General features: G+C 60.4%; 21 protein-coding genes and 1 pseudogene. 16 read left to right on the plus strand and 6 right to left on the minus strand.

All coding sequences use genetic code 11. The features are described from left to right. Nucleotides 1–14: 14 nt before the first annotated feature. From astA to TK06_RS11025, 5 genes are all read left to right on the plus strand, one after another. On the plus strand, nt 15–1,049 hold the full coding sequence (gene astA, locus TK06_RS11005; protein ID WP_063322099.1) for an arginine N-succinyltransferase: 1,035 nt from the start codon (nt 15–17) through the stop codon (nt 1,047–1,049). A gap of 139 nt (nt 1,050–1,188) precedes the next feature. After that, nucleotides 1,189–1,962: a hypothetical protein gene (locus TK06_RS11010; RefSeq protein ID WP_063325136.1), complete on the plus strand. Its 774-nt coding sequence runs from the start codon at nt 1,189–1,191 to the stop codon at nt 1,960–1,962. Beyond that, the gene (locus TK06_RS11015; protein ID WP_063322100.1) at nt 1,959–2,621 is read left to right on the plus strand and encodes a hypothetical protein; all 663 of its coding nucleotides are present in this window, start codon (nt 1,959–1,961) and stop codon (nt 2,619–2,621) included. Before TK06_RS11010 ends, TK06_RS11015 begins: the two co-directional genes overlap by 4 nt. Nucleotides 2,622–2,635: 14 nt before the next feature. Beyond that, a complete protein-coding gene (locus TK06_RS11020; RefSeq protein WP_063322101.1) occupies nt 2,636–2,827 on the plus strand; it encodes a hypothetical protein in 192 nt (63 codons plus the stop codon). 177 nt (nt 2,828–3,004) lie between these two features. Continuing rightward, on the plus strand, nt 3,005–3,874 hold the full coding sequence (locus tag TK06_RS11025) for an isocitrate lyase/PEP mutase family protein (RefSeq protein WP_063322102.1): 870 nt from the start codon (nt 3,005–3,007) through the stop codon (nt 3,872–3,874). Nucleotides 3,875–4,030: 156 nt separating this feature from the next. On the opposite strand, the gene TK06_RS11030 is transcribed toward TK06_RS11025, so the two are convergent. Further along, complete coding sequence (locus tag TK06_RS11030; RefSeq protein WP_063322103.1) at nt 4,031–5,260, minus strand: acyl-CoA dehydrogenase; 1,230 nt, start codon at nt 5,258–5,260, stop codon at nt 4,031–4,033. A gap of 177 nt (nt 5,261–5,437) precedes the next feature. Here TK06_RS11030 and TK06_RS11035 point away from each other — a divergent pair, with 177 nt between their 5' ends. The 3 genes from TK06_RS11035 (at nt 5,438) to TK06_RS11045 (ending at nt 7,958) form a co-directional block, all read left to right on the plus strand. Continuing rightward, the gene (locus tag TK06_RS11035) at nt 5,438–6,367 is read left to right on the plus strand and encodes a LysR family transcriptional regulator (RefSeq protein WP_063322104.1); all 930 of its coding nucleotides are present in this window, start codon (nt 5,438–5,440) and stop codon (nt 6,365–6,367) included. A gap of 197 nt (nt 6,368–6,564) precedes the next feature. After that, nucleotides 6,565–6,966, plus strand: a complete 402-nt coding sequence (locus tag TK06_RS11040; protein WP_063322105.1) for a MerR family transcriptional regulator — start codon at nt 6,565–6,567, stop codon at nt 6,964–6,966. Between the two features lie 92 nt (nt 6,967–7,058). Then, on the plus strand, nt 7,059–7,958 hold the full coding sequence (locus tag TK06_RS11045) for a hydroxymethylglutaryl-CoA lyase (protein ID WP_063322106.1): 900 nt from the start codon (nt 7,059–7,061) through the stop codon (nt 7,956–7,958). A 653-nt stretch (nt 7,959–8,611) separates the two neighbouring features. Here the strand turns inward: TK06_RS11045 and TK06_RS11050 are convergent. Then, nucleotides 8,612–10,309 (minus strand): AMP-binding protein, encoded by a 1,698-nt coding sequence (locus TK06_RS11050; RefSeq protein WP_063322107.1) that lies wholly within the window; start codon nt 10,307–10,309, stop codon nt 8,612–8,614. A 198-nt stretch (nt 10,310–10,507) separates the two neighbouring features. Between TK06_RS11050 and TK06_RS11055 the strand changes: the two genes are divergently transcribed. From TK06_RS11055 to TK06_RS11070, 4 genes are read left to right on the plus strand one after another with little or no spacing between them, the layout of a single operon-like run. Continuing rightward, nucleotides 10,508–11,671 (plus strand): isovaleryl-CoA dehydrogenase, encoded by a 1,164-nt coding sequence (locus TK06_RS11055; RefSeq protein WP_063322108.1) that lies wholly within the window; start codon nt 10,508–10,510, stop codon nt 11,669–11,671. Nucleotides 11,672–11,682: 11 nt separating this feature from the next. Then, nucleotides 11,683–13,290, plus strand: coding sequence for a carboxyl transferase domain-containing protein (locus tag TK06_RS11060; RefSeq protein ID WP_063322109.1), 1,608 nt, complete (start codon nt 11,683–11,685; stop codon nt 13,288–13,290). A gap of 13 nt (nt 13,291–13,303) precedes the next feature. Continuing rightward, a complete protein-coding gene (locus TK06_RS11065) occupies nt 13,304–14,122 on the plus strand; it encodes a gamma-carboxygeranoyl-CoA hydratase (RefSeq protein WP_063322110.1) in 819 nt (272 codons plus the stop codon). Beyond that, nucleotides 14,119–16,068: an acetyl/propionyl/methylcrotonyl-CoA carboxylase subunit alpha gene (locus TK06_RS11070; protein ID WP_063322111.1), complete on the plus strand. Its 1,950-nt coding sequence runs from the start codon at nt 14,119–14,121 to the stop codon at nt 16,066–16,068. The genes TK06_RS11065 and TK06_RS11070 overlap by 4 nt, the downstream gene beginning before the upstream one ends. A 29-nt stretch (nt 16,069–16,097) precedes the next feature. Here TK06_RS11070 and TK06_RS11075 read toward each other — a convergent pair whose 3' ends face one another. After that, nucleotides 16,098–16,745: a LexA family protein gene (locus TK06_RS11075; RefSeq protein ID WP_046064773.1), complete on the minus strand. Its 648-nt coding sequence runs from the start codon at nt 16,743–16,745 to the stop codon at nt 16,098–16,100. A gap of 131 nt (nt 16,746–16,876) precedes the next feature. Here TK06_RS11075 and TK06_RS11080 point away from each other — a divergent pair, with 131 nt between their 5' ends. Continuing rightward, nucleotides 16,877–17,218 (plus strand): DUF6124 family protein, encoded by a 342-nt coding sequence (locus tag TK06_RS11080; protein WP_063322112.1) that lies wholly within the window; start codon nt 16,877–16,879, stop codon nt 17,216–17,218. A 493-nt stretch (nt 17,219–17,711) separates the two neighbouring features. Then, the gene (locus tag TK06_RS11085) at nt 17,712–18,863 is read left to right on the plus strand and encodes a M14 family metallopeptidase (protein WP_063322113.1); all 1,152 of its coding nucleotides are present in this window, start codon (nt 17,712–17,714) and stop codon (nt 18,861–18,863) included. A gap of 57 nt (nt 18,864–18,920) precedes the next feature. Here TK06_RS11085 and TK06_RS11090 read toward each other — a convergent pair whose 3' ends face one another. After that, on the minus strand, nt 18,921–19,457 hold the full coding sequence (locus TK06_RS11090) for a cytochrome b (RefSeq protein WP_063322114.1): 537 nt from the start codon (nt 19,455–19,457) through the stop codon (nt 18,921–18,923). After that, the gene (locus TK06_RS11095; protein WP_063322115.1) at nt 19,454–20,536 is read right to left on the minus strand and encodes a catalase family peroxidase; all 1,083 of its coding nucleotides are present in this window, start codon (nt 20,534–20,536) and stop codon (nt 19,454–19,456) included. The genes TK06_RS11090 and TK06_RS11095 overlap by 4 nt, the downstream gene beginning before the upstream one ends. Nucleotides 20,537–20,704: 168 nt before the next feature. Here TK06_RS11095 and TK06_RS11100 point away from each other — a divergent pair, with 168 nt between their 5' ends. Beyond that, nucleotides 20,705–21,211, plus strand: coding sequence for a sigma-70 family RNA polymerase sigma factor (locus TK06_RS11100; RefSeq protein ID WP_063322116.1), 507 nt, complete (start codon nt 20,705–20,707; stop codon nt 21,209–21,211). Then, the gene (locus tag TK06_RS11105; protein WP_063322117.1) at nt 21,208–21,960 is read left to right on the plus strand and encodes an anti-sigma factor family protein; all 753 of its coding nucleotides are present in this window, start codon (nt 21,208–21,210) and stop codon (nt 21,958–21,960) included. Before TK06_RS11100 ends, TK06_RS11105 begins: the two co-directional genes overlap by 4 nt. A gap of 24 nt (nt 21,961–21,984) precedes the next feature. Here TK06_RS11105 and TK06_RS11110 read toward each other — a convergent pair. Further along, a pseudogene (locus TK06_RS11110) lies at nt 21,985–22,176 on the minus strand (IclR family transcriptional regulator); the annotation flags it as partial. Nucleotide 22,177: the final 1 nt, after the last annotated feature.

A 22,177-nucleotide genomic window follows, 5' to 3' on the forward strand; every position in this document is an offset into this window, starting at 1 on the left:
GAAGGAGCTGCAGCATGATTGTCCGTCCGGTCGCCATTACCGATCTGCCCGCATTGCTGGACCTGGCCCGTTGCGCAGGCCCCGGTTTCACCAGTCTGCCGGCCAACGAAGAGCGCCTGGCCCATCGTATTCGCTGGGCCCAACGGACCTTTGCCGGACAAGTCGAACGTGCCGACGCCGATTACCTGTTCGTGCTCGAAGACGATGATCGGCAGGTGGTGGGCATCAGCGCCCTGACCGGCGCGGTCGGGCTGCGCGAGCCCTGGTACAACTATCGGGTCGGGCTGACGGTCAGCTCGGCGCCGGAGCTGGGGATCCAGCGGCAGATCCCGACCCTGTTCCTCAACAACGAGATGTCCGGGCAATCGGAGATCTGCTCGTTGTTCCTTCACCCCGAGCAACGTCGCGGTCACAACGGACGCCTGCTGTCCCTGGCGCGCCTGCTGTTCGTGGCCGAGTTCTCCCAGCTGTTCGGCGAAAAAATGATCGCCGAACTGCGAGGCCATGCCGACGAACGAGGCAGTTCGCCGTTCTGGGACAGCCTGGGACGGCATTTTTTCAAGAAGGATTTCAGTTACGCCGATCAGTTGTCCGGCATGGGCAACAAGTCGTTCATCGCCGAACTGATGCCACGTCAGCCGCTGTACACCTGCCTGCTCACCGAACAGGCCCAGGCGGTGATCGGCAAGGCTCACCCGAACACCGAGCCGGCCCTGAAGATCCTCAGTGCCGAAGGTTTCAGCCACAAGGGTTACATCGACATCTTTGACGGCGGCCCGGTGATCGAGGCGCCGGTGTCGAAGATCCGCACCGTCCGCGACAGCCAGATGCTGACCCTGGTCATCGGCACCCCGGACCCACAGGCACCGGTCTGGCTGATTCACAATCGGCGCCTGGAAAACTGCCGCGTCACCAGCGCTCGCGCACACCTGCATGGCCACAAGCTGCTTGTCGATCGCCTCACCGCCAAACGCCTGCAAGTGCAACCGGGTGATACGGTGCGGGCCGTGGCATTGCCCAGGCTGGGGCAACAGGCGGTGGCGGCGTAGCCTCGTTACCGCCCAACCTTGGATATTCAATACATAAGAATGTCGTTAATCAGCAATACTTCTCCACAATTGCATAATTGCCACCCACCTGCTCGAGACCCATACTTTCGCGCACCGCCCCACTGTAACGACAATGTTCATGATCAAGAATCTGATTGCCACACGATTACCGCTCGAACATATAGCGGAGAAAATCAAGACATTAGACATGAACACGCAAATCAAACAATTGATCGCCGACCTGGATGTTCAACACAAAGTTTCTACGGCACAGTCTCGACGCGCGACCATCATGAACATGACCAACCCGCACACTGGCACCATCACGCTGCATTGTACGAGCGTTGGTAACATCAGCATCAAGGCACTTGCATCTAACACTGCGTCTTCGCAACTGTACTCGGTGCCCGGCCAAAGTATTCTATTCGCACTCGATCAGCCTTTCGAAATCCAGCAATACACCCTCAACACACATCAACTTGAAAAAACCGACACCTCGATCGTCGACCCGTGCAATCCGTTGATCATTGATGGCAATCGAACCTTATTCGACTATTCTCAAAGGGGCGAAAAACAGCCGGCATTGATTGGCAGGATCAACTTCCCCGACCGCAGTGCGGACATCAGCGTATTTGACCCTGTCTCATTGCGCAAAACAGCCTGGCTGCCTCACGACAACAGTGCCGCCCGGTACCTGGTGAGCCTCGAATTACTCGAAACGATCGAGGACCCGGGAGTGGTCAGGGTTGCCGGAGAGCTGATCTACCATTATCACCCTGCCGTGGCCTGGAAAGCCTTCCAGATGCTTTATCGGGCTGACCCGCAAAACGCGTTGAGTTACGTCCCGCTGCTGAAAAAACGCAAGGACGCACGCCTAGACAATTTGCTCCGTCCACTGGAGCTGGCGGCATGAACCTGAAAACGTTTGTCGAGCGCCTGAACACTTATGACATGCAGCGAGACAAAACCGGGATCATTGCAGACTTGCGCCAACTGGCCAAAAACCGTTGTCTATTGAGCGATCATCTTTATAGCACCCTCCGGCGAGACGGTTTTAGTACACGCAACAGCCTCTATAACGCCTATGGCTTTTTACTGCACAAGAATGATTCATTCACCCTTCGCCTGGGATTCTGGTCGCCGGTAGAGACTCATGATGAAGGCGAAACATTCATTTATAACCTGAACCACAGTCACGACTTTGAACTTTATGCGGTCGGCTACAGCGGAGATGGCTACACCACCTTTGTACGCGAACTACTGGATGATCTACCGTTGCAAAAAGGTAAAAGACCCCGACTGGGCAAGGAGCGCAGGCTTAAACTTGCGCCAGGAGAAGTCTTATACATGCCAGCCTTGCGGGAAATCCATAAACAACTAGCCCCGAACTCAATGTCTGCCTCACTCAGCCTGCTTGTCCATCCCGAACGCTTGGACAAGATCGACGAAGCATGGTGCTTCGACAAAGATTACATACCCCTTTACCCCGGCGTAGCTGCGCAAGAGATCACACTGTTTACAGAGACACTATCACTGCTCCATGCCGGTAGTCATTCGCTGTTCAGCAACTGAAGAAAGGAGGAACCTTGAATAACCTAATGAAAGACTGGGATGAAACCCCATTACTGCGGGCCGGTACCAATGTGGTCGATACCGCAATGCAACTGACGAACGAAATCCACTGCACACTCCCCGGCTTCCCGACGCGCTTCAACGTCGGAAACATCCATGAGATCAAGCAATTCTGGAGCCTACCGAGCGAAGACTTAATAGTTTGAAATGGGCTTTTTTTGCCTGGCTGCCGACCTTTCCGGGCCTGCAGCCTTTTTTCGATGCCATAACGGCATCACCCATACACATTCGTCATCATCTTTGCGCTTGCCACGTGATAGCCTTTGGATCTTTCGGCGTTGACACTTTTGCTCAAGCCTTTCCATTCCATTGGTGGAACTCACATGTCCAGGCTTTCCCATCAAGATTTGCGTCGTAACTTCCGCCAATTGCTGGCTTCCAACACCTGCTACCACACCGCCTCGGTGTTCGACCCGATGTCGGCGCGCATTGCTGCTGATCTGGGTTTCGAAGTAGGCATCCTCGGAGGTTCGGTGGCGTCGTTGCAAGTATTGGGCGCGCCGGACTTCGCCCTGATCACCCTCAGCGAATTTGCCGAACAGGCCACCCGCATCGGCCGCGTGGCCCAACTGCCGGTGATTGCCGACGCCGACCATGGCTATGGCAATGCCCTGAACGTGATGCGCACGATCGTCGAACTGGAACGGGCCGGCATCGCCGCGCTGACCATCGAGGACACCTTGCTGCCGGCCCAGTTCGGGCGTAAATCCACCGACCTGATCGGCGTAGCCGAAGGCGTCGGCAAGATTCGTGCGGCGCTGGAAGCGCGAGTCGATCCGGAAATGGCGATCATCGCCCGGACCAACGCGGGGATTTTGCCGGTCCAGGAAATCATCAGCCGCACCCAGCAATATGAGCGTGCCGGTGCCGACGGGATTTGCATGGTGGGGGTGCAAGACTTCGAGCACCTGGAAAAAATCAGCGAAAACCTGACGGTGCCGCTGATGCTTGTCACTTATGGCAACCCGTTGCTACGCGACGACAAGCGCCTGGCCGAATTGGGCGTACGCGTGACCATCGACGGCCACGGCGCCTATTTCGCCGCGATCAAGGCCACCTACGACAGCCTGCGGGAACAGCGGCAGATCTTCACCCAGGCGTCGGACCTGAGCGCCACCGAACTGACCCACACCTACACCCAGCCCGAGGACTACATCCGTTGGGCCGAGGAATACATGAGCGTCAAGGAGTAAGAAGACTCACTGTCCGGGAAGCCGCCATCGCGAGCAAGCTCGCGATAGCGGTGGGTCAGCTTGCATGAGTGTTGGATGTGCCAACGCCATCGCGAGCAGGCTCCCACAGGGGGATTTGTGGTGAGCGCAATGGCGTTGCCAAGGTAAAACAGGTCTTCAGCGCCCGTTGCGCAACATTTCCCTGGGCACGTACTTGCCAATCTCGAACTTGCCGATGGCGGCGCGGTGGACTTCATCCGGACCGTCGGCCAGGCGCAGGGTGCGTTGCATGGCGTACATGTAGGCCAGCGGGAAGTCGTTGGAAACCCCGGCCCCGCCGTGGATCTGGATCGCCCGGTCGATGACCTTCAGGGCCACGTTCGGCGCGACGACCTTGATCTGGGCGATTTCGCTCTTCGCCACTTTATTACCGACCGTGTCCATCATGTACGCCGCCTTCAACGTCAGCAGGCGCGCCATGTCGATTTCCATCCGTGAGTCGGCAATCTTGTCGATGTTACCGCCCAGGCGTGCCAACGGTTGGCCGAAGGCCGTGCGGCTGACGGCACGCTTGCACATCAATTCCAGTGCGCGCTCGGCCATGCCGATGGAACGCATGCAGTGATGAATCCGGCCCGGGCCAAGACGCCCCTGGGCAATTTCAAAGCCGCGTCCCTCACCCAACAGGACATTTTCGTATGGCACGCGCACGTTCTCGAACAGCACTTCGGCATGCCCGTGAGGCGCATCATCGTAGCCGAACACCGGCAGCGGCCGGACGATCTTGACCCCGGGGGTGTCCACCGGCACCAGGATCATCGAGTGCTGGGCATGGCGCGGTGCATCAGGGTTGCTCAGGCCCATGAAGATCAGGATCTTGCAGCGCGGGTCGCAGGCCCCTGAGGTCCACCACTTCTTGCCATTGATGACCCACTGGTCGCCGTCGCGCTCGGCACGAGCGGCCATGTTGGTGGCGTCCGAGGAGGCAACGTCCGGCTCGGTCATGGCAAACGCCGAGCGGATCTCGCCGCGCAGCAGTGGCTCGAGCCAGCGTTGCTTTTGTTCTTCATTGGCGTAGCGCACCAGCACTTCCATGTTGCCGGTGTCCGGCGCCGAGCAATTGAACGGTTCAGGACCCAGCAGCGAACGGCCCATGATCTCTGCCAACGGCGCGTATTCCAGGTTGGTCAGGCCGGCACCCAGCTCGGACTCAGGCAGAAACAGATTCCACAAACCCTCGGCCTTGGCCTTGGCCTTGAGCTCTTCCATGATGGCCGTGGGCTGCCAGCGGTCGCCTTCGGCCACTTGCTGCTCGAACACGGCTTCAGCCGGGTAAACGTAGGCATCCATGAACGCCGTGACGCGTTCACGCAGTGCCTGAACCTTGGGGGAATAAGCAAAATCCATGAGCAGCACCTTCTTGGCAGAGGTTGTTTTAGGTCATGAAATCGATGCTAGTTCAGCTACGAAAATTTACCTAACCTATTCTCGGCGTGTATTAACATTCATCACCGATATATGTTTCACTGATTCGCATCGCCATCCGGCACCTCACAACACGTCCAAGAATAAGAGTGCAGCGCCATGAATCTGAGCAAGGTCGATCTCAACCTTTTCATTGTCTTCGATGCGATCTACACCGAAGCCAACCTGACCCGCGCCGGGCAGATCGTCGGCATCACGCAGCCGGCCGTGTCCAATGCCCTGGCGCGCCTGCGGGAGACCTTCAACGACCCGCTCTTCGTGCGCACCGCCCAAGGCATGGTGCCCACGCCCATGGCCCAGAACATCATCGGCCCGGTGCGCAACGCCCTGTCGCTGCTGCGGGTGTCGGTGCAGGAAAGCCGGATCTTCAACCCGTTGCAGGCCGTCAAGACCTACCGCATCAGCATGACCGACCTCACCGAAGGCGTGATCCTGCCGCCGCTGTTCCAGCGCCTGCGTCGCCTGGCACCTACCGTGGCGATCGAGAGCTTCCTCTCCAAGCGCCGTGAAACCACCAAGGAGCTGGCCGCCGGCCGCCTCGACTTCGCCGTGGACGCACCGCTCAACACCGACCCGCAGGTACGCCACGTCAAGTTGATGGAAGATCGCTACGTGTGCGCCATGCGCAAGGGCCATCCGCTGGCGGGCAAGGAAAAGATCAGCCTCGACGATTACCTGGCCCAGACCCACGTGCATATTTCCAGCCGCCGCAACGGGCTGGGTTATGTCGACCTGGCCCTCGGCAAGATGGGTATCCAGCGCAAGATCGCCCTGCGCTCCCAGCATTACCTGATGGCCTCCCAGGTCCTGCAACAAACGGACATGGTCATGACCGTCCCCGAGCGCTTTGCCCGTCGTCACGATCTGCACGCCTTCCTGTTACCAGTCAACGACGTGCCACCGGTGGAAACCCACCTCTACTGGCACGAAAGCACCGACCAGGACCCGGCCAACCGCTGGATGCGCGAGCAGATGATCGAGCTGTGCCAGCAGGTGACGGCCCATGAGAAGAAGCTCGACAAGGTTTAGGCGATCAACATTGTGGGAGCGAGCTTGCTCACGATGGCGTCGGATCAGTCGACATTGATATTGGCCGGTCTACCGCTATCGCGAGCAAGCTCGCTCCCACAGGTTCATGCCTGCCATGCAGTGCCGGCCCCCATGCTTGACGCGAACGTAAAGCTGCCTTTAGCTTAGCGCCAGCCCCTTTCGTTTCGAGCGCGTCCATGAGCAGCCAGACCTACAGCATCTCCGACCTCGCCCGCGAGCTGGATATCACCACCCGGGCCATCCGTTTCTATGAAGAACAAGGCCTGTTGAGCCCGGAGCGACGCGGCCAGGAGCGCATTTACTCGCCGCGGGACAAGGTCAGCCTGAAGCTGATCCTGCGCGGCAAGCGCATCGGCTTTTCCCTGGCCGAGTGCCGCGAACTGATCGAACTCTACGACCCCACCAGCGGCAATCAGAAACAGCTGCACAGCATGCTGGCGAAAATCGCCGAACGCCGGGAACAGCTCGAACAGCAATTGCTGGACATCGAACAGATGAAGCTGGAACTCGACACCGCCGAAGAACGCTGCATCCAGGCGCTGGAGCAGACACTCAAGGGCGAGGAAATCGTCCAGTAACACTTTCCCCCTGTGGGAGCGAGCAAGCTCGCTCCCACAATGGGTTCATCATTGCGCTCGACATATTGGCAACTCACTACAGGTCAATCCCCATGTCCCTCCCCTCCTTTGTACGACTGATCGAAGTCGGCCCCCGTGACGGGCTGCAGAATGAAGCACAGCCCATCAGCGTCGCCGACAAGGTGCGTCTGGTGGATGCCTTGAGCGCCGCCGGCCTGGGCTACATCGAAGTCGGCAGTTTCGTCTCGCCCAAGTGGGTGCCGCAAATGGCGGGCTCCGCCGAGGTGTTCGCGCAGATCCAGCGCAAGCCCGGTGTAACCTATGGCGCCCTGGCGCCGAACCTGCGGGGTTTTGAAGATGCGCTGGCGGCGGGCGTGAAAGAAGTGGCGGTGTTCGCCGCCGCGTCCGAAGCATTCTCCCAGCGCAATATCAACTGCTCCATCAAGGACAGCCTGGAGCGTTTCGAGCCGATCATGGAGGCCGCCAGACAACACGGCGTCAGTGTGCGCGGTTATGTGTCCTGCGTGTTGGGTTGCCCGTATGAAGGTGCGGTCAAGCCTGAGCAGGTGGCTTGGGTCGCTCGGGAGCTGTATGCCATGGGCTGCTACGAAGTCTCCCTGGGTGACACCATCGGCACGGGCACCGCCGGTGCCACCCGCAGGATGTTCGAGGTGGTGGGCGCCGAGGTGCCTCGAGACAAGCTCGCCGGACACTTCCACGATACCTACGGCCAAGCCATGGCCAACGTGTACGCCAGCCTGCTGGAAGGCATCGCGGTGTTCGACAGCTCCATCGCCGGCCTGGGCGGCTGCCCTTATGCCAAGGGCGCCAGCGGTAACGTTGCCACCGAGGACGTGCTGTACCTGCTCAATGGCTTGGGTATCGAAACCGGTGTCGACCTGGACGCCCTGATCGCCGCGGGTCGGCAGATCTGCGACGTGCTCGGCCGCCCTAGCGGCTCGCGTGTCGCCAAGGCCCGCAGCGCACAGTGAGGTGTTACCGCTGGCTTTGTAACGGCGGCGAAACGAGTAACACGGAAACAATTTGTCAGGTTTGACGCGCCAGGTTTTTCAGCTAAAAAATTCAAGCCATTGATTTATATAGAGTTTTAAAAGTTGGCACGCCACCTGCTATATCTCTCGCATAACAAGAATAAAAAAACGCAGCAAACCCAATAAAAACAAGACGAAACGACTCTGGCATAACAAAAACAACACGGCAGAGACGCAGCTAACAGATTTTTTTGGAGAGGATGTGCTTTTTAGGGTGCTTTCAGGAGCAACCCGCAACCGGGCAGAGAACAATAAAACTACCTTCAGGTAGCTCCCGAATCGGTTGGATCGCAAGGCGAAAAAGCAGATCAGCGCTCAAAAAAATACGTTTGCTCTTGATCCCGGATGGGGATCGCCAAAAACAGCGGTAAAGGGCAACGGCTGCCAAAAACAACAACAGGCCGCCCCTCAATAATAAAAAAGAGCACGCGACGACAAAATTAAAGGGGAGCTTCGGCTCCCCTTTGTGCTTTCCCGGATTTCACATTTCCCCCGTGGATGCGAGCATGCTCGCGATGACGGCGGCACAGCCAACCTATCTGTCGACTATCCCACCGCCATCGCGAGCAGGCTCGCTCCCGCAAGTGTTGCGGCTAGCTTTGCTTATCGCGCAGCTCTTCGATGCTGATTTCGCGCATGCGGAATTTCTGGATCTTACCGGTGACCGTCATGGGAAATTCTTCGACGAATTTGAAATGACGCGGCGTCTTGAAGTGGGCGATGCGCTCCTTGCACCAGGCTTGCAGTTCCTGTTCGCAGGCACTGTGGCCGGGATGAAACTTGATCCACGCAACGATTTCCTCGCCATAACGCGAACACGGAATGCCGATCACTTGCACGTCCGCCACCGCCGGGTGAGTGAAGAAAAACTCCTCCAGCTCACGCGGGTAAATATTCTCCCCGCCGCGGATGATCATGTCCTTGTTGCGCCCGACAATGCGCACGTAGCCCTGCTCGTCCATGGTCGCCAAGTCGCCGGTGTGCATCCAGCCATCCGGGTCGATGGCATCGGCGGTGCCCTTGGGGTTGTTCCAATAGCCGAGCATCACGCTGTAGCCACGGGTACATAATTCGCCGACAGCACCACGCGGGACGAGATTGCCGGCCGCATCGATAATTTTACTTTCCAGTTGCGGCTGGGTACGGCCAACGGTGGTTACGCGCAGTTCCAGTTCGTCGGTAGGACCGGTCTGCAATGACACCGGGCTGGTTTCCGTCATGCCGTAGGCAATCTGCACTTCGGCCATGTGCATTTCATTGATGACCCGTCGCATCACTTCGATGGGGCATGTGGCCCCGGCCATGATGCCCGTGCGCAGGCTGGACAGGTCGAAGTCGCCCCGCTGCGGCTGGTCCAGCAGGGCGATGAACATGGTGGGCACACCATACAACGCAGTGGCCTTTTCTTCGGCCACGGCCTTGAGCGTCAGCAGCGGGTCGAAGGCATCGTTGGGGTAGATCATGGTGCTGCCATGGGTCATGCAGCCCAGGTTACCCATGACCATGCCAAAGCAATGGTAGAGCGGCACCGGGATCACCAACCGATCGTCAGCCGTCAGGCCCAGGCTTTCGCCGACCATGTAACCGTTATTCAGAATATTGTGATGACTGAGGGTAGCGCCCTTGGGGAAGCCGGTGGTGCCGGAGGTGTACTGGATATTCACCGGCTGATCGAAGTGCAGGCTGGATTGGCGCTCGGCCAGTTGTCCAGGCGTCACCGCCGCGCCCAGGGCGGCCAGTTGCGACCAAGGCAGGAAGCCTGACGGTGGCTGGGAATCGAGGCTGATCACGCCGCGCAACTCCGGCAGGCGCTCGCTCTGCATCTGGCCGATCGGTTGCTCTGCCAGTTCCGGTGCCAGCGTTTGCAGCATGGCGTGATAGTCCGAGGTCTTGAACGCCCCGGCACACACCAGCCATTGGCATCCGGATTGTTTGAGCACGTATTCGAGCTCAGAGACGCGATAGGCCGGATTGATGTTGACCAGAATCACGCCGAGCTTCGCACTGGCGAACTGGCTGATGCACCACTGGGCGCAATTGGGTGCCCACACGCCAAGGCGATCACCGGTTTTCAAGCCTAGCGCCAATAAGGCTCGGGCGTGCAGATCGACAGCCTCGGCCAGTTGTCGCCAGGTATAGCGCAGCGATTGATGGCGAACCACCAACGCCTCGCCCTCCGGATAGCGGGCCATCGTCTGGTCGAAAACCTCGCCGATGGTTTGAGCCAACAAGGCCTTGGCCGCGGAACCACGGGTGTAGCTGAGCTGCGAATGCAAACCGGGTTGATCCATGACGCCCCCTCTTGTCTTTATTAGTGGGTGTAGCGGTAACCTGATGCAACAACATGCCTTTGCGGGCACTTACTCTGGCTCAAGTTGACGTTAACGTAAAGGGCGATTGACAGCCTCTCGTCGCAGGCTTACGTTAACGTAAAGGTGAGAGCCATTCCCCCCGCTCTCCGCACCCGATAAAAAAGCCAAAGGTGTCCCATGAGCTACCCATCCCTGAACTTTGCCCTCGGCGAAACCATCGACATGTTGCGCGACCAGGTGCAGGCCTTCGTCAACGCTGAACTGGCGCCGCGAGCAGCGCAAATCGATATCGACAACCTGTTTCCCGCCGACATGTGGCGCAAGTTCGGCGACATGGGCCTGCTGGGTATCACCGTACCGGAAGAATACGGCGGCGCTGGCCTGGGCTACCTGGCCCACGTGGTGGCGATGGAAGAAATCAGCCGTGGTTCGGCCTCGGTCGCCCTCTCCTACGGTGCCCACTCCAACCTCTGCGTGAACCAGATCAACCGCAACGGCAATCACGAACAGAAAACCAAATACCTGCCCAAGCTGATCAGCGGCGAACACATCGGTGCCCTGGCAATGAGCGAGCCGAACGCCGGCTCCGACGTGGTCTCGATGAAACTGCGGGCCGACAAGCGTGGCGACAAGTACGTGCTCAATGGCAGCAAGACCTGGATCACCAACGGCCCCGATGCCAACACCTACGTGATCTACGCCAAGACCGACCTGGAAAAAGGTCCCCATGGCATCACCGCCTTCATCGTCGAGCGCGACTGGAAAGGCTTCAGCCGCAGCAATAAATTCGACAAGCTCGGCATGCGTGGCTCCAACACCTGCGAGTTGTTCTTCGATGACGTCGAAGTGCCGGAAGACAACATCCTCGGCGCGCTCAATGGCGGTGTGAAAGTGCTGATGAGCGGCCTCGACTACGAGCGCGTCGTGCTCTCTGGCGGCCCGACCGGGATCATGCAGGCCTGCATGGACCTGATCGTGCCCTACATCCATGACCGCAAGCAGTTCGGCCAGAGCATTGGCGAATTCCAGCTGATCCAGGGCAAGGTCGCCGACATGTACACCCAGCTCAACGCCAGCCGCGCCTATCTGTATGCCGTGGCGCAGGCCTGCGAGCGCGGCGAAACCACCCGAAAGGACGCCGCCGGGGTGATCCTCTACAGCGCCGAACGCGCCACGCAAATGGCCCTCGACGCCATCCAGATCCTCGGCGGCAATGGCTACATCAACGAATTCCCGGCCGGCCGTCTGCTGCGTGACGCCAAGCTGTATGAAATCGGTGCTGGCACCAGTGAGATTCGTCGGATGCTGATCGGCCGCGAACTGTTCAACGAAACCCGCTAACGGAGCTGACCATGGCCACGCTGCACACTCAGCTCAACCCGCGCTCGCCGGAGTTCATCGCCAACCGCGATGCGATGCTCGGACACGTCGAGGCCTTGCGCACCTTGCTCGCGCAAATTCGCCAAGGCGGCGGTCCCAAGGCCCAGGAAAGGCACACGTCGCGGGGCAAGCTACTGCCCCGTGAACGCATCAACCGACTGCTGGACCCGGGCTCGCCGTTTTTGGAAATCAGCCCATTGGCAGCCCACGAAGTCTATGGCGAAGACGTGCCGGCAGCCGGTGTGATTGCCGGCATCGGCCGCGTGGAAGGCGTCGAATGCATGATTGTCGCCAACGATGCGACAGTCAAAGGTGGTTCCTACTACCCGCTGACGGTGAAAAAACACCTGCGTGCCCAGACCATCGCCCAGCAGAATCGCCTACCCTGCATTTACCTGGTGGACTCCGGCGGCGCCAATCTGCCGCGCCAGGACGAGGTGTTCCCGGACCGCGAGCACTTTGGCCGGATCTTCTTCAACCAGGCCAACATGAGTGCCCAGGGCATCCCGCAGATCGCCGTGGTCATGGGTTCCTGCACCGCCGGTGGCGCCTATGTGCCGGCCATGGCGGACGAGGCGATCATGGTCCGCCAGCAGGCGACGATTTTCCTCGCCGGCCCACCGTTGGTGAAAGCGGCCACCGGTGAGGTGGTCAGCGCCGAAGACCTGGGCGGCGCCGATGTGCACTGCAAGATCTCCGGCGTGGCCGACCATTATGCCGACAGCGATGAACATGCCCTGGCCCTGGCACGCCGCAGCGTGGCCAACCTCAATTGGCGCAAACAGGGCGAGTTGCAGCATCGTCTGCCGATTGCCCCGCTTTACTCCGGCGAGGAGCTGTACGGCGTGGTTTCGGCCGACGCCAAGCAGCCGTTCGATGTGCGGGAAGTGATCGCGCGCCTAGTGGACGGCTCGGTGTTTGACGAATTCAAGGCGCTGTTCGGAACGACGCTGGTGTGCGGCTTCGCCCACTTGCATGGCTACCCGATCGCGATCCTGGCCAACAACGGCATTCTGTTTGCCGAAGCCGCGCAAAAAGGCGCGCACTTCATCGAGCTGGCCTGTCAGCGCGGCATACCGTTGCTGTTCCTACAGAACATCACCGGGTTCATGGTCGGCCAGAAGTACGAGGCCGGCGGTATCGCCAAGCACGGCGCGAAACTGGTGACCGCCGTGGCGTGCGCCAAGGTGCCGAAATTCACCGTGATCATTGGCGGCAGTTTCGGCGCGGGTAACTACGGCATGTGCGGTCGCGCCTACGACCCACGTTTTCTGTGGATGTGGCCGAACGCGCGGATAGGCGTGATGGGCGCCGAACAGGCGGCCGGCGTGCTGGTGCAGGTCAAGCGTGAACAAGCCGAACGCAGTGGCCACCCTTTCAGCGCCGAGCAGGAAGCCGAGATCAAGCAACCGATCCTCGATCAGTACGAAGAACAGGGTCACCCCTATTATTCCAGTGCCAGGCTGTGGGACGACGGCGTCATCGACCCGGCCCAGACCCGCGACGTGCTGGGCCTGGCCTTGTCCGCGTCACTGAACGCGCCTATCGAACCGAGCCGCTTCGGCGTGTTCCGGATGTAAACGGGGAATGCCCATGGATAACTTCAACACCCTCGAACTGCACAGCGACCCACGGGGCGTTGCCACCCTGTGGCTCAGCCGCGAGTCGAAAAACAACGCGTTCAACGCCGAAATGATCCGCGAACTGATCCTGGCCCTGGACCACGTCAGCAGCGATCCAAACTTGCGCTTCCTGCTGATCCGCGGCCGCGGCAAGCATTTCAGCGCCGGCGCCGACCTGGCCTGGATGCAACAATCGGCCGAGCTCGACTACCACACCAACCTTGATGACGCCCGGGAACTGGCGGAGCTGATGTACAACCTCGCCAAGCTGAAAATTCCTACCCTGGCCGTCGTCCAGGGCGCCGCGTTCGGTGGCGCACTGGGGCTTATCAGCGCTTGTGACATGGCCATTGGCGCCGATGAAGCACAGTTCTGCCTGTCGGAAGTGCGCATTGGCCTGGCGCCAGCGGTGATCAGCCCGTTCGTGGTGCAAGCCATCGGCGAACGTGCCGCGCGTCGTTATGCCCTGACGGCGGAACGCTTCGACGGGCAACGTGCGAAAGAAATCGGTTTGCTGTCGGAAAGTTACCCGGCCGAGGTCCTGGACCAGCAGGTCGAACAGTGGATCGACAACCTGTTGCTCAACAGCCCGGCGGCCATGCGCGCCAGCAAGGAACTGCTGCGTGAAGTCGGCAACGGCGCCCTTACCCCGGCGCTGCGGCGCTACACCGAAAATGCCATCGCCCGCATCCGCGTCAGCCCGGAGGGTCAGGAAGGCCTGCGGGCTTTCCTGCAAAAGCGTGCGCCGAACTGGCAAGCCGAATCGAATAACAAGGAGCCGCGTCGATGAGCGCCCCTGCCCTCACCACGTTGCTGGTGGCCAACCGCGGCGAAATCGCCTGCCGCGTGATGCGCACCGCCAAAGCCATGGGCCTGACTACCGTTGCCGTCCACAGCGCCACCGACCGCGACGCCCGCCACAGCCGTGAAGCCGATATCCGCGTCGACCTGGGCGGCAGCAAGGCCGCCGACAGCTACCTGCAAATCGACAAGCTGATCGCCGCAGCGAAAGCCAGCGGCGCCCAGGCCATCCACCCCGGCTATGGCTTTCTGTCCGAGAACGCCGGGTTCGCTCGGGCGATTGAAAACGCCGGGCTGATCTTCCTCGGCCCACCGGCCTCGGCCATCGATGCCATGGGCAGCAAATCGGCGGCCAAGGCTTTGATGGAAACCGCCGGCGTGCCCCTGGTGCCCGGTTATCACGGCGAAGCCCAGGACCTGGAGACCTTTCGCGACGCCGCCGAGCGCATCGGCTACCCGGTATTGCTCAAGGCCACGGCCGGCGGTGGCGGCAAGGGCATGAAAGTCGTCGAGGATGTCAGCCAACTGGCCGAAGCCCTGGCCTCGGCCCAGCGTGAAGCGCAGTCCTCGTTCGGCGACTCACGGATGCTGGTGGAAAAATACCTGCTCAAGCCACGCCACGTGGAAATCCAGGTATTTGCCGACCAACACGGCAACTGCCTGTACCTCAACGAACGCGATTGCTCGATCCAGCGCCGCCACCAGAAAGTGGTGGAAGAAGCCCCCGCCCCCGGCCTGACCGCGCAATTGCGCCAGGCCATGGGTGAAGCCGCCGTGCGCGCAGCCCAGGCGATTGGTTACGTCGGGGCTGGCACGGTGGAGTTCCTGCTGGATGCGCGGGGCGAGTTTTTCTTCATGGAAATGAATACCCGCTTGCAGGTCGAGCATCCGGTCACCGAAGCGATCACCGGACTGGACCTGGTGGCCTGGCAGATCCGCGTTGCCCAAGGCGAACCCTTGCCGATCACTCAAGCGCAAGTGCCGCTGCTCGGTCACGCCATCGAAGTGCGACTGTATGCCGAAGACCCGGTCAACGATTTCCTGCCGGCCACCGGCCGCCTGGCGTTGTATCGCGAATCGGCCAAGGGGCCGGGTCGGCGGGTCGACAGCGGGGTTGAAGAAGGTGATGAAATCTCACCGTTCTACGACCCGATGCTCGGCAAGCTGATTGCCTGGGGTGAGAATCGCGAACAGGCGCGCTTGCGGCTGTTGAGTATGCTCGACGAATTTGCCATTGGCGGGCTGAAAACCAACATCGGGTTCCTGCGCCGAATAGTGGCCCACCCTGCTTTCGCGGCGGCAGAACTGGACACCGGCTTTATCCCGCGTTACCAGGCGCAATTGCTGCCAGAGCCAGGTGAATTGGATGACGCTTTCTGGTTAGCAGCCGCCCAAGGCTTCGCCTTGAGCCTGGCACCGCACATACGCGGCGATGACGCCGGCTCACCGTGGGCCAGCACCACCGGGATGCGCCTGGGGTTGTCGAGGGAAACCACCTTGCACCTGAGCTGTGAAGGCCAGGATCGTGCGCTGACGCTGGACGTCACAGCCCATTGCGCGGAACTCAAGGGTGAGCGACTGACGATCGAGCACCACGGTGTGCGCCGCAGCCATCGGGCCATTCGCCAGGGCGACAGCCTGTATCTGCACTGGGCGGGTGACCTGCATCGGATCGATCTGTACGACCCGTTGGCCGCGGCAGAGGCCAGCCACAGCCATCAGGGCGGCCTGGCCGCGCCCATGAACGGCAGTATCGTCCGGGTATTGGTGAGTGTCGGTCAGCCGGTGGATGCCGGAGCTCAACTGGTGGTCCTGGAGGCCATGAAAATGGAGCACAGCATTCGTGCGCCCAAGGCCGGGGTGATCAAGGCGCTGTATTGCCAGGAAGGTGAAATGGTCAGCGAAGGCAGCGCCCTGGTGGCGTTCGAAGAATAGGCATCGGCCCGCTCCCAGGGCCGATCCAGTCAGAACCTGATGGTGGCCTGCACCACCACACCGATGAGGCGACATTGCTCGGTGTACAGGTTTTTCGGGTAAGTCGGATTGAGCGGAACCAGGTAACGCTGCCCGCTCTCTTCGATCAATTTGCGAAAGGTCGCGTCACTGCTGCCGGGCAAGCAGGCAACCACCAGTTTGCCTGGCACCGCCTCGATGGCCGGATCCACCAGGATCGACATGCCCTCGGGAATGCTCAAGCCGCTGGGTGCGGTCATCGCGTCGCCCACCACCACCAGCCAGAACGCGGCCCCCAGGGCGTGGTAGTCCGTCAGCTCGTAGCGCGCCTGGCTGTAGGCACCAGGATCGCCTTCGCGAACCTCGCCAACCTCGTGCCATTCACTGACCGGGTAGCGGAAGTACGGATTGTACTTCTGCGCCAGGGCCATGCCTTCGTCCGTGGAAGTGTCCGGCTCGCGAATCACCATCGCCACTTCCAGAAACTCCAGCCCCAGCTCCCGCAGGACCCGGTTCATGTCTTCGACACTGGGTTGCCGGCGCCTGGTCAGCCAATGGCCGACGCCGCCCTGGGACATTCCCAACCGTTCTGCAAGCACCACTTGCGTGATGCGCAGCTCCTTCATCTTGGCCTTGACCAACTCTATCCATTTATCCATGTGCGGCACGATACGTGGATGACTCCGGCCATTCAAAACACAAATTGTAGTATTTAAATTATCGTCACAATTACGATAAGTACTATTCTGGATTCAGGAGTTCAGCCCCACACACGGAGATTTTCATCACCATGGATACACCCAACAAAAACCAACCCGGCAGCCCTTTCGACAGCACGTTCCCTTCCTTGCAGGATTGCCCGGCGGCCAAGCGCGCCCTCGATTACTACTTGAAACCAGGTGTTTCGCAGGCACAGGCAGAACATCGCTTCTTCGACGTCAATCACAGCGTCAGCGCAGAAGAAGCCCTTGTTCACGCATGCGACCTGCTGCGCTGTGCAGCGGCGACCGCCCACGAGTCCGCCAACCAGTTGAACGGTTCGAACCGTGACCTGGCGTTTTCGGTGGTGCACATGATTGACCTGGTCAAGGTGATGCTTGACCGATCCCTGGATGGCTACCCGACTCGCTAGGGGTAACACTCGGGAATGTCGCCGCGAACGCGGACGACGAGAAAAATTTTCCATCGACGCGATAAAATCATTTGACTTGCAAATGATAATGATTATTATTGCATCAGCTGATCGCGAGATCAGTCGATAGACCAGAAGACCTTAGGTCGGACTTCTGGAATATCTCCTCATCAGGCTAATCACGGTTTTTGACCCGGCTTTTTGCCGGGTCTTTTTTTGCCGATTTTTCGGCTTATGGCTTCAGGCTAATGAAGTCTTTTTGGGTGCTGCCAATTCGATGGCGGCGATGATAGCAAATGAATACCCGTTTGCAAGAGCAGCCCCGCCACGCAGGCGGAAACTATCGACAACCAGCGCTTGAGAATCAATTGCAGACTCTCTAAGCTGGCTCGGCGTCCAGGGAGGACGCCCCCTCGTTTACGTGACGTAAAGCGTCTCGGTTCCCCCCGTCTTGCGTGTACAGTAATGGCCATGAAAATCCTCTCCAGGAATCGTGACCGTGGCTAAATCTTCCTTTGATATCAGCGCCAATTTCGACAGCGGCAACATCGAGGTCGTCGACATCAGCAACCCGTTGCAGTCGTTGCTCAAGATCAGGCCCGACACCCGCAGCGCCCATTTCCAATGGTTCCACTTCAAGGCCAGCGGCCTGCACGTCGGCCAGGAATATTCCTTTCGGCTGCTCAACGCCAGTCAATCGTCTTACAACAAGGCCTGGACGGGCTACCAGGCCGTTGCCTCCTACGATCACGTCAATTGGTTCCGCATTCCGACCCAATTTGAAGGCGACGCCCTGCGCTTTTATCTGGAGACCGAACAGACCAACGTCTGGTTCGCCTACTTCGAACCCTACAGTCGCGGCCGACATGATTGGCTGATCGAGCAAGCACAGCACAAGGCTGGCACCGAACTCTTGGCCGTCGGTAAAAGCGTGGAAGGCCGGGACATTCAGCTGCTGCGCAAAGGCAGCGGTGCCGAAGGCCGGCGCAAAGTCTGGATCATCGCCCAGCAACATCCCGGCGAGCACATGGCCGAGTGGTTCATGGAGGGCGTGATCGAACGCCTTCAGCAGCATGACGATGCGCAACTGAACCAGTTGCTCGCCAAGGCCGATCTGTACCTGGTGCCGAACATGAACCCGGACGGCGCATTCCATGGGCATCTGCGGACCAACGCCATGGGCCAGGACCTCAACCGCGCCTGGCAGAACGCCAGTCCGGAAATCAGCCCCGAGGTCTTTTTCGTCCAGCAACAAATGGAAAAGTACGGCGTCGATCTGTTCCTCGATGCTCACGGCGATGAGGAAATTCCCCACGTCTTCACCGCCGGTTGCGAAGGCAACCCGGGCTACACGCCACGCATTGCCGAACTTGAAGAGCGCTTTCGCAGCCATCTCAAGCATCAGACCAAAGACTTCCAGACCACTCACGGCTACACCCGCGACGAACCGGGCCAGGCCAACATGACCCTGGCCTGTAACGCGGTCGGCCAGAAATATGACTGCCTGTCCCTGACCCTGGAGATGCCGTTCAAGGACCACAACGATCACCCGAACCCGATCACCGGCTGGTCTGGCAAACGCTCGATGCAGCTGGGCAAGGATGTGTTGAGCACCATCGAGGCCATGGTCGACGAATTGCGCTGATCCGAAGACCTGATCAATCCCCTGTGGCCAGGGAGCTTGCTCCCTGGCCACAATCCATCAACCCTTGCCGCGCAACATACTGTCCAACACCTCATCCCGGCGCACCCAAGCGTGAAACAACGCCGCCGCCAGATGCACCAGCACCGTCACGAACAACAGGTAAGCCAGGTACCCGTGGGCCTTGCGCAGCAGTGCGAACGTCTGCGCGTGGGCTGGCAGAATCGAAGGCAGTTGCAACGAGTCGCCGAGCATCACCGGGTCCCCCGCCGCCGAAATCATGCCCCAGCCCAACAACGGCAAGACCAGCATCAGGGCGTACAACAGCACATGCGAGGCGTTTGCCGCCAGCACTTGCCAGGCCGGCAGATCCGCCGGCAGCGGTGGTTGGCGGGTAGTAAAACGCACCACCAGGCGCACGATCACCAACAGCAAAATCGCGATACCCAATGGTTTGTGCAACTGCAGCAGCCATTCATGGCGTTCGGACACCGAGGCGACCACGCCCGCGCCGATGAACAGCATGGCGATGATCATCACGGCCATCAGCCAGTGCAGCAGCCGGGCCAGCGGTACAAAGTGACGAGGGGCGCTCATGGACGGGACTCCTGTTTGGCGGGCAACTGGCTCACTTCGCTGGTACGTCGCAAGTAGGAACTGGCATAGGCGGCGGAGCGCGCAACCAATAGCGGGTCTTCGGAACCTTCGATCCCTTGGGGCAGGATCAGCGGGTCATAGTTGATGTCGCGGCATTCGCCGTTGTCCTGCGCCTGGGTGCGCTCCAGCACCAACGTGCCGGCATTGAGTACCTTGCGGTCAGCGGGCCAGGCCTTGCTGGCATCGTTCACCGGGTCACCCGGGTTGGCCAGGGTGATGTTCAACTGCCAGCGCAACGGCCCGGCGGCGAGGCGCTTCACCAGGTCTTGCTCGAGGAAGTCGCCCCCCTGGGGTGGCGTCGCATCCGCAGCATCCTGGCTCATCGGCACCATGCCCCAGCGCACCGCCTGACGCTGCCCGGCGGGGTTGATCAGATAGAACGCGTTGATGCCGTTGTAGGTTTCAGTGGCATAGCTGGCCGACGGCTTGGCGGTCTTGATCCATTGCAGGAACGGCGCCGCTTCGGGGTGTGCAGCAAAGAACGCCGGTACGGCCGCAGGGTTCGGTTTTCCTGTGGCTGGGTCCGGCGACTGGGCTTGCTGGAGTTGGTAGAAAGCTTGCGGCGTACCCACCGGAAACACCGGCATGCTGTTCATGCCGGTGCGCCATTGCTGGCCGTTGGCCTGGGTAAAGCGCAGTGCCAGGCTGCGAATCGGCACGCTGCCGTCCGGTGCATAGGGATTGCCGCTGGGCAAGGCGAAACGCCCAACCACAGGCGTTTGCGGCAGCGAGAACACCTGGGCGCTGGAATAGGCGCTGGCCTCGCCCGAGCTTTGGAAGTAACCCGCGACGCAGACCCCTTTCGAGTGGTTGCGTCGAAAGCCCGGGTGAACGCCGTTGTTTTTTTCCAGCACATTGACCAATGCCTGTGGTGTCAGGCGTTGTGGGTCGAGGCTGCCATTGACGTAGGCAAACGCCCCGGCCAACGCAGCAACAATCACGGCGATGCCGCTCAGGCGCAATGTCAGGCCAGCGGCACTCAAGGGTGGCCGGCTCGACGAGGATGAAGGATCAACCATGAGAAATCTCCAGGCCTCGAGGCCATTTGTTGGAAAGGACCCGTCAGACGAAGGCCCGGCAGGTTTATTCCCACGCCTCGTATTTATTTTTCCTGCACTGGAATAATCTCGTTCGCGGGTCGTCTTTCCAGTCCCGGCGCAATGACTGCCCACAGAAGCCACACCCCTATGAACGCATTCGACGAACAGTTGCGCGAGCTCATCCCCAGGCTACGGCGTTTTGCCGTGTCGCTGACGCGCAACCCGAGCAACGCCGACGACCTGGTGCAGATGTGCCTGGAACGGGCATTGTCCAAATGGAACGACAAGCGTCCGGACGGCGATCTGCGGGCCTGGCTGTTTTCGATTCTGTATCGGCAGTTTCTCGACAGCCATCGCCGCTCACGACGGTATGCGCGCATGCTGGAGTTTTTCACCGGCCGCGACGATGCCCACCCTTCGGCCGAGCGCAGCGTGATCGCGCAATCGTCGTTGCAGGCCTTCGATCAGCTCACGACGGAACAGCGCGCGCTGTTGCTCTGGGTGTCGGTGGAAGGCTTGAGTTACCAGCAAATCGCCGACATCCTCGGCGTGCCGACCGGCACGGTAATGTCCCGCCTGTCCCGCGCTCGCCAGGCCCTGCGCCAACTCAGCGACGGCGAAGTCACCCGCCCTACCCTGCGGATACTCAAATGATCAGCATGCCCCCCAGCGACAACGACCTGCACGCCTACGTCGATCGCCAACTGAGCGAGGCCGACCAGCGCCTGGTGCAGGCCTACCTGGCCAACCAGCCGGAAGTCGCCGCCCGGGTCCGCGCCTGGCAACAAGACGCGCAGCACCTGCGCACGGCCCTGAGCGGCGCCTTGCAACAGCCGCCCAATCCGGATCTCGACCCGGCCATGATTCGCCAGCACCTGAAACATCGCTCCCGCCGCCACCTGGCCAGCGTCGCGGTGTTGCTGCTGGCCGTCAGCGTAGGCGGGGTCAGCGGCTGGCAGGCGCGACAAATGACCCTACTCAGCGCCGCAGCCCCCATGGCTGACGCCCTCCAGGCGTACCGGTTAATTGCCCAGCAGGGCATCCTTCCGGCCGATTACCAGACCGGCGACGAGCAGAGCATGCAAGGCTGGCTCGACCGCTACTTCACTCAGGCTGACCGGCTGCCAGACCTGTCGGGGGCGGGCTTCAAGCCGGTCAGCGGACGCTTGCTCAGCACCGAACAAGGCGCGGCGGCGATGGTGGTCTATCAGGACCCGAGCGGTCAGAAAATCAGCTTCTACGTGCGCCCACCCGGCCCGAAAAACTTCCTCCTGCCGCGGGGCAGTCGTCGCGAGGGCGAGTTGCAAGCCGAGTACTGGTCCGGGCCGGGCTACAACTATGCGATGGTCATCCCCAGTGATGCGCCGACGGTGCAAAGACTTAAGCAGACATTGGACTTCTGATCAGCGGTGGGTTTGAGGCAGTGTTCAACCCTGCCCAAACACCTGCGAAGGCCTGCGCAGCAACGGGTCGAACGGGTTGATCCGCGGTCCGATCAGGGCCGCCTCGCGCTTGAGCATGTCCACCACCATCGGCAGGCGATCGGGCCCCAGGCGGTCGCTCACCGTTGCCACGCTCAAGGCGGCCACGGCTCGACCGTCACGGTCGAGGATCGGCAAT

Origin of the sequence: Pseudomonas fluorescens (genome assembly GCF_001623525.1) — a bacterium.
GTDB classification, from domain to species: Bacteria; Pseudomonadota; Gammaproteobacteria; order Pseudomonadales; family Pseudomonadaceae; genus Aquipseudomonas; species Aquipseudomonas fluorescens_Q.

Bases quoted from the DNA above. Each gene is read 5' to 3' on its own strand.
- astA (WP_063322099.1), top strand. From the start codon at position 15: ATGATTGTCCGTCCGGTCGCCATTACCGATCTGCCCGCATTGCTGGAC.
- TK06_RS11010 (WP_063325136.1), top strand. From the start codon at position 1,189: ATGATCAAGAATCTGATTGCCACACGATTACCGCTCGAACATATAGCG.
- TK06_RS11015 (WP_063322100.1), top strand. From the start codon at position 1,959: ATGAACCTGAAAACGTTTGTCGAGCGCCTGAACACTTATGACATGCAG.
- TK06_RS11025 (WP_063322102.1), top strand. From the start codon at position 3,005: ATGTCCAGGCTTTCCCATCAAGATTTGCGTCGTAACTTCCGCCAATTG.
- TK06_RS11030 (WP_063322103.1), bottom strand. From the start codon at position 5,260: ATGGATTTTGCTTATTCCCCCAAGGTTCAGGCACTGCGTGAACGCGTC.
- TK06_RS11035 (WP_063322104.1), top strand. From the start codon at position 5,438: ATGAATCTGAGCAAGGTCGATCTCAACCTTTTCATTGTCTTCGATGCG.
- TK06_RS11040 (WP_063322105.1), top strand. From the start codon at position 6,565: ATGAGCAGCCAGACCTACAGCATCTCCGACCTCGCCCGCGAGCTGGAT.
- TK06_RS11045 (WP_063322106.1), top strand. From the start codon at position 7,059: ATGTCCCTCCCCTCCTTTGTACGACTGATCGAAGTCGGCCCCCGTGAC.
- TK06_RS11050 (WP_063322107.1), bottom strand. From the start codon at position 10,309: ATGGATCAACCCGGTTTGCATTCGCAGCTCAGCTACACCCGTGGTTCC.
- TK06_RS11055 (WP_063322108.1), top strand. From the start codon at position 10,508: ATGAGCTACCCATCCCTGAACTTTGCCCTCGGCGAAACCATCGACATG.
- TK06_RS11060 (WP_063322109.1), top strand. From the start codon at position 11,683: ATGGCCACGCTGCACACTCAGCTCAACCCGCGCTCGCCGGAGTTCATC.
- TK06_RS11065 (WP_063322110.1), top strand. From the start codon at position 13,304: ATGGATAACTTCAACACCCTCGAACTGCACAGCGACCCACGGGGCGTT.
- TK06_RS11070 (WP_063322111.1), top strand. From the start codon at position 14,119: ATGAGCGCCCCTGCCCTCACCACGTTGCTGGTGGCCAACCGCGGCGAA.
- TK06_RS11075 (WP_046064773.1), bottom strand. From the start codon at position 16,745: ATGGATAAATGGATAGAGTTGGTCAAGGCCAAGATGAAGGAGCTGCGC.
- TK06_RS11080 (WP_063322112.1), top strand. From the start codon at position 16,877: ATGGATACACCCAACAAAAACCAACCCGGCAGCCCTTTCGACAGCACG.
- TK06_RS11090 (WP_063322114.1), bottom strand. From the start codon at position 19,457: ATGAGCGCCCCTCGTCACTTTGTACCGCTGGCCCGGCTGCTGCACTGG.
- TK06_RS11095 (WP_063322115.1), bottom strand. From the start codon at position 20,536: ATGGTTGATCCTTCATCCTCGTCGAGCCGGCCACCCTTGAGTGCCGCT.
- TK06_RS11100 (WP_063322116.1), top strand. From the start codon at position 20,705: ATGAACGCATTCGACGAACAGTTGCGCGAGCTCATCCCCAGGCTACGG.
- TK06_RS11105 (WP_063322117.1), top strand. From the start codon at position 21,208: ATGATCAGCATGCCCCCCAGCGACAACGACCTGCACGCCTACGTCGAT.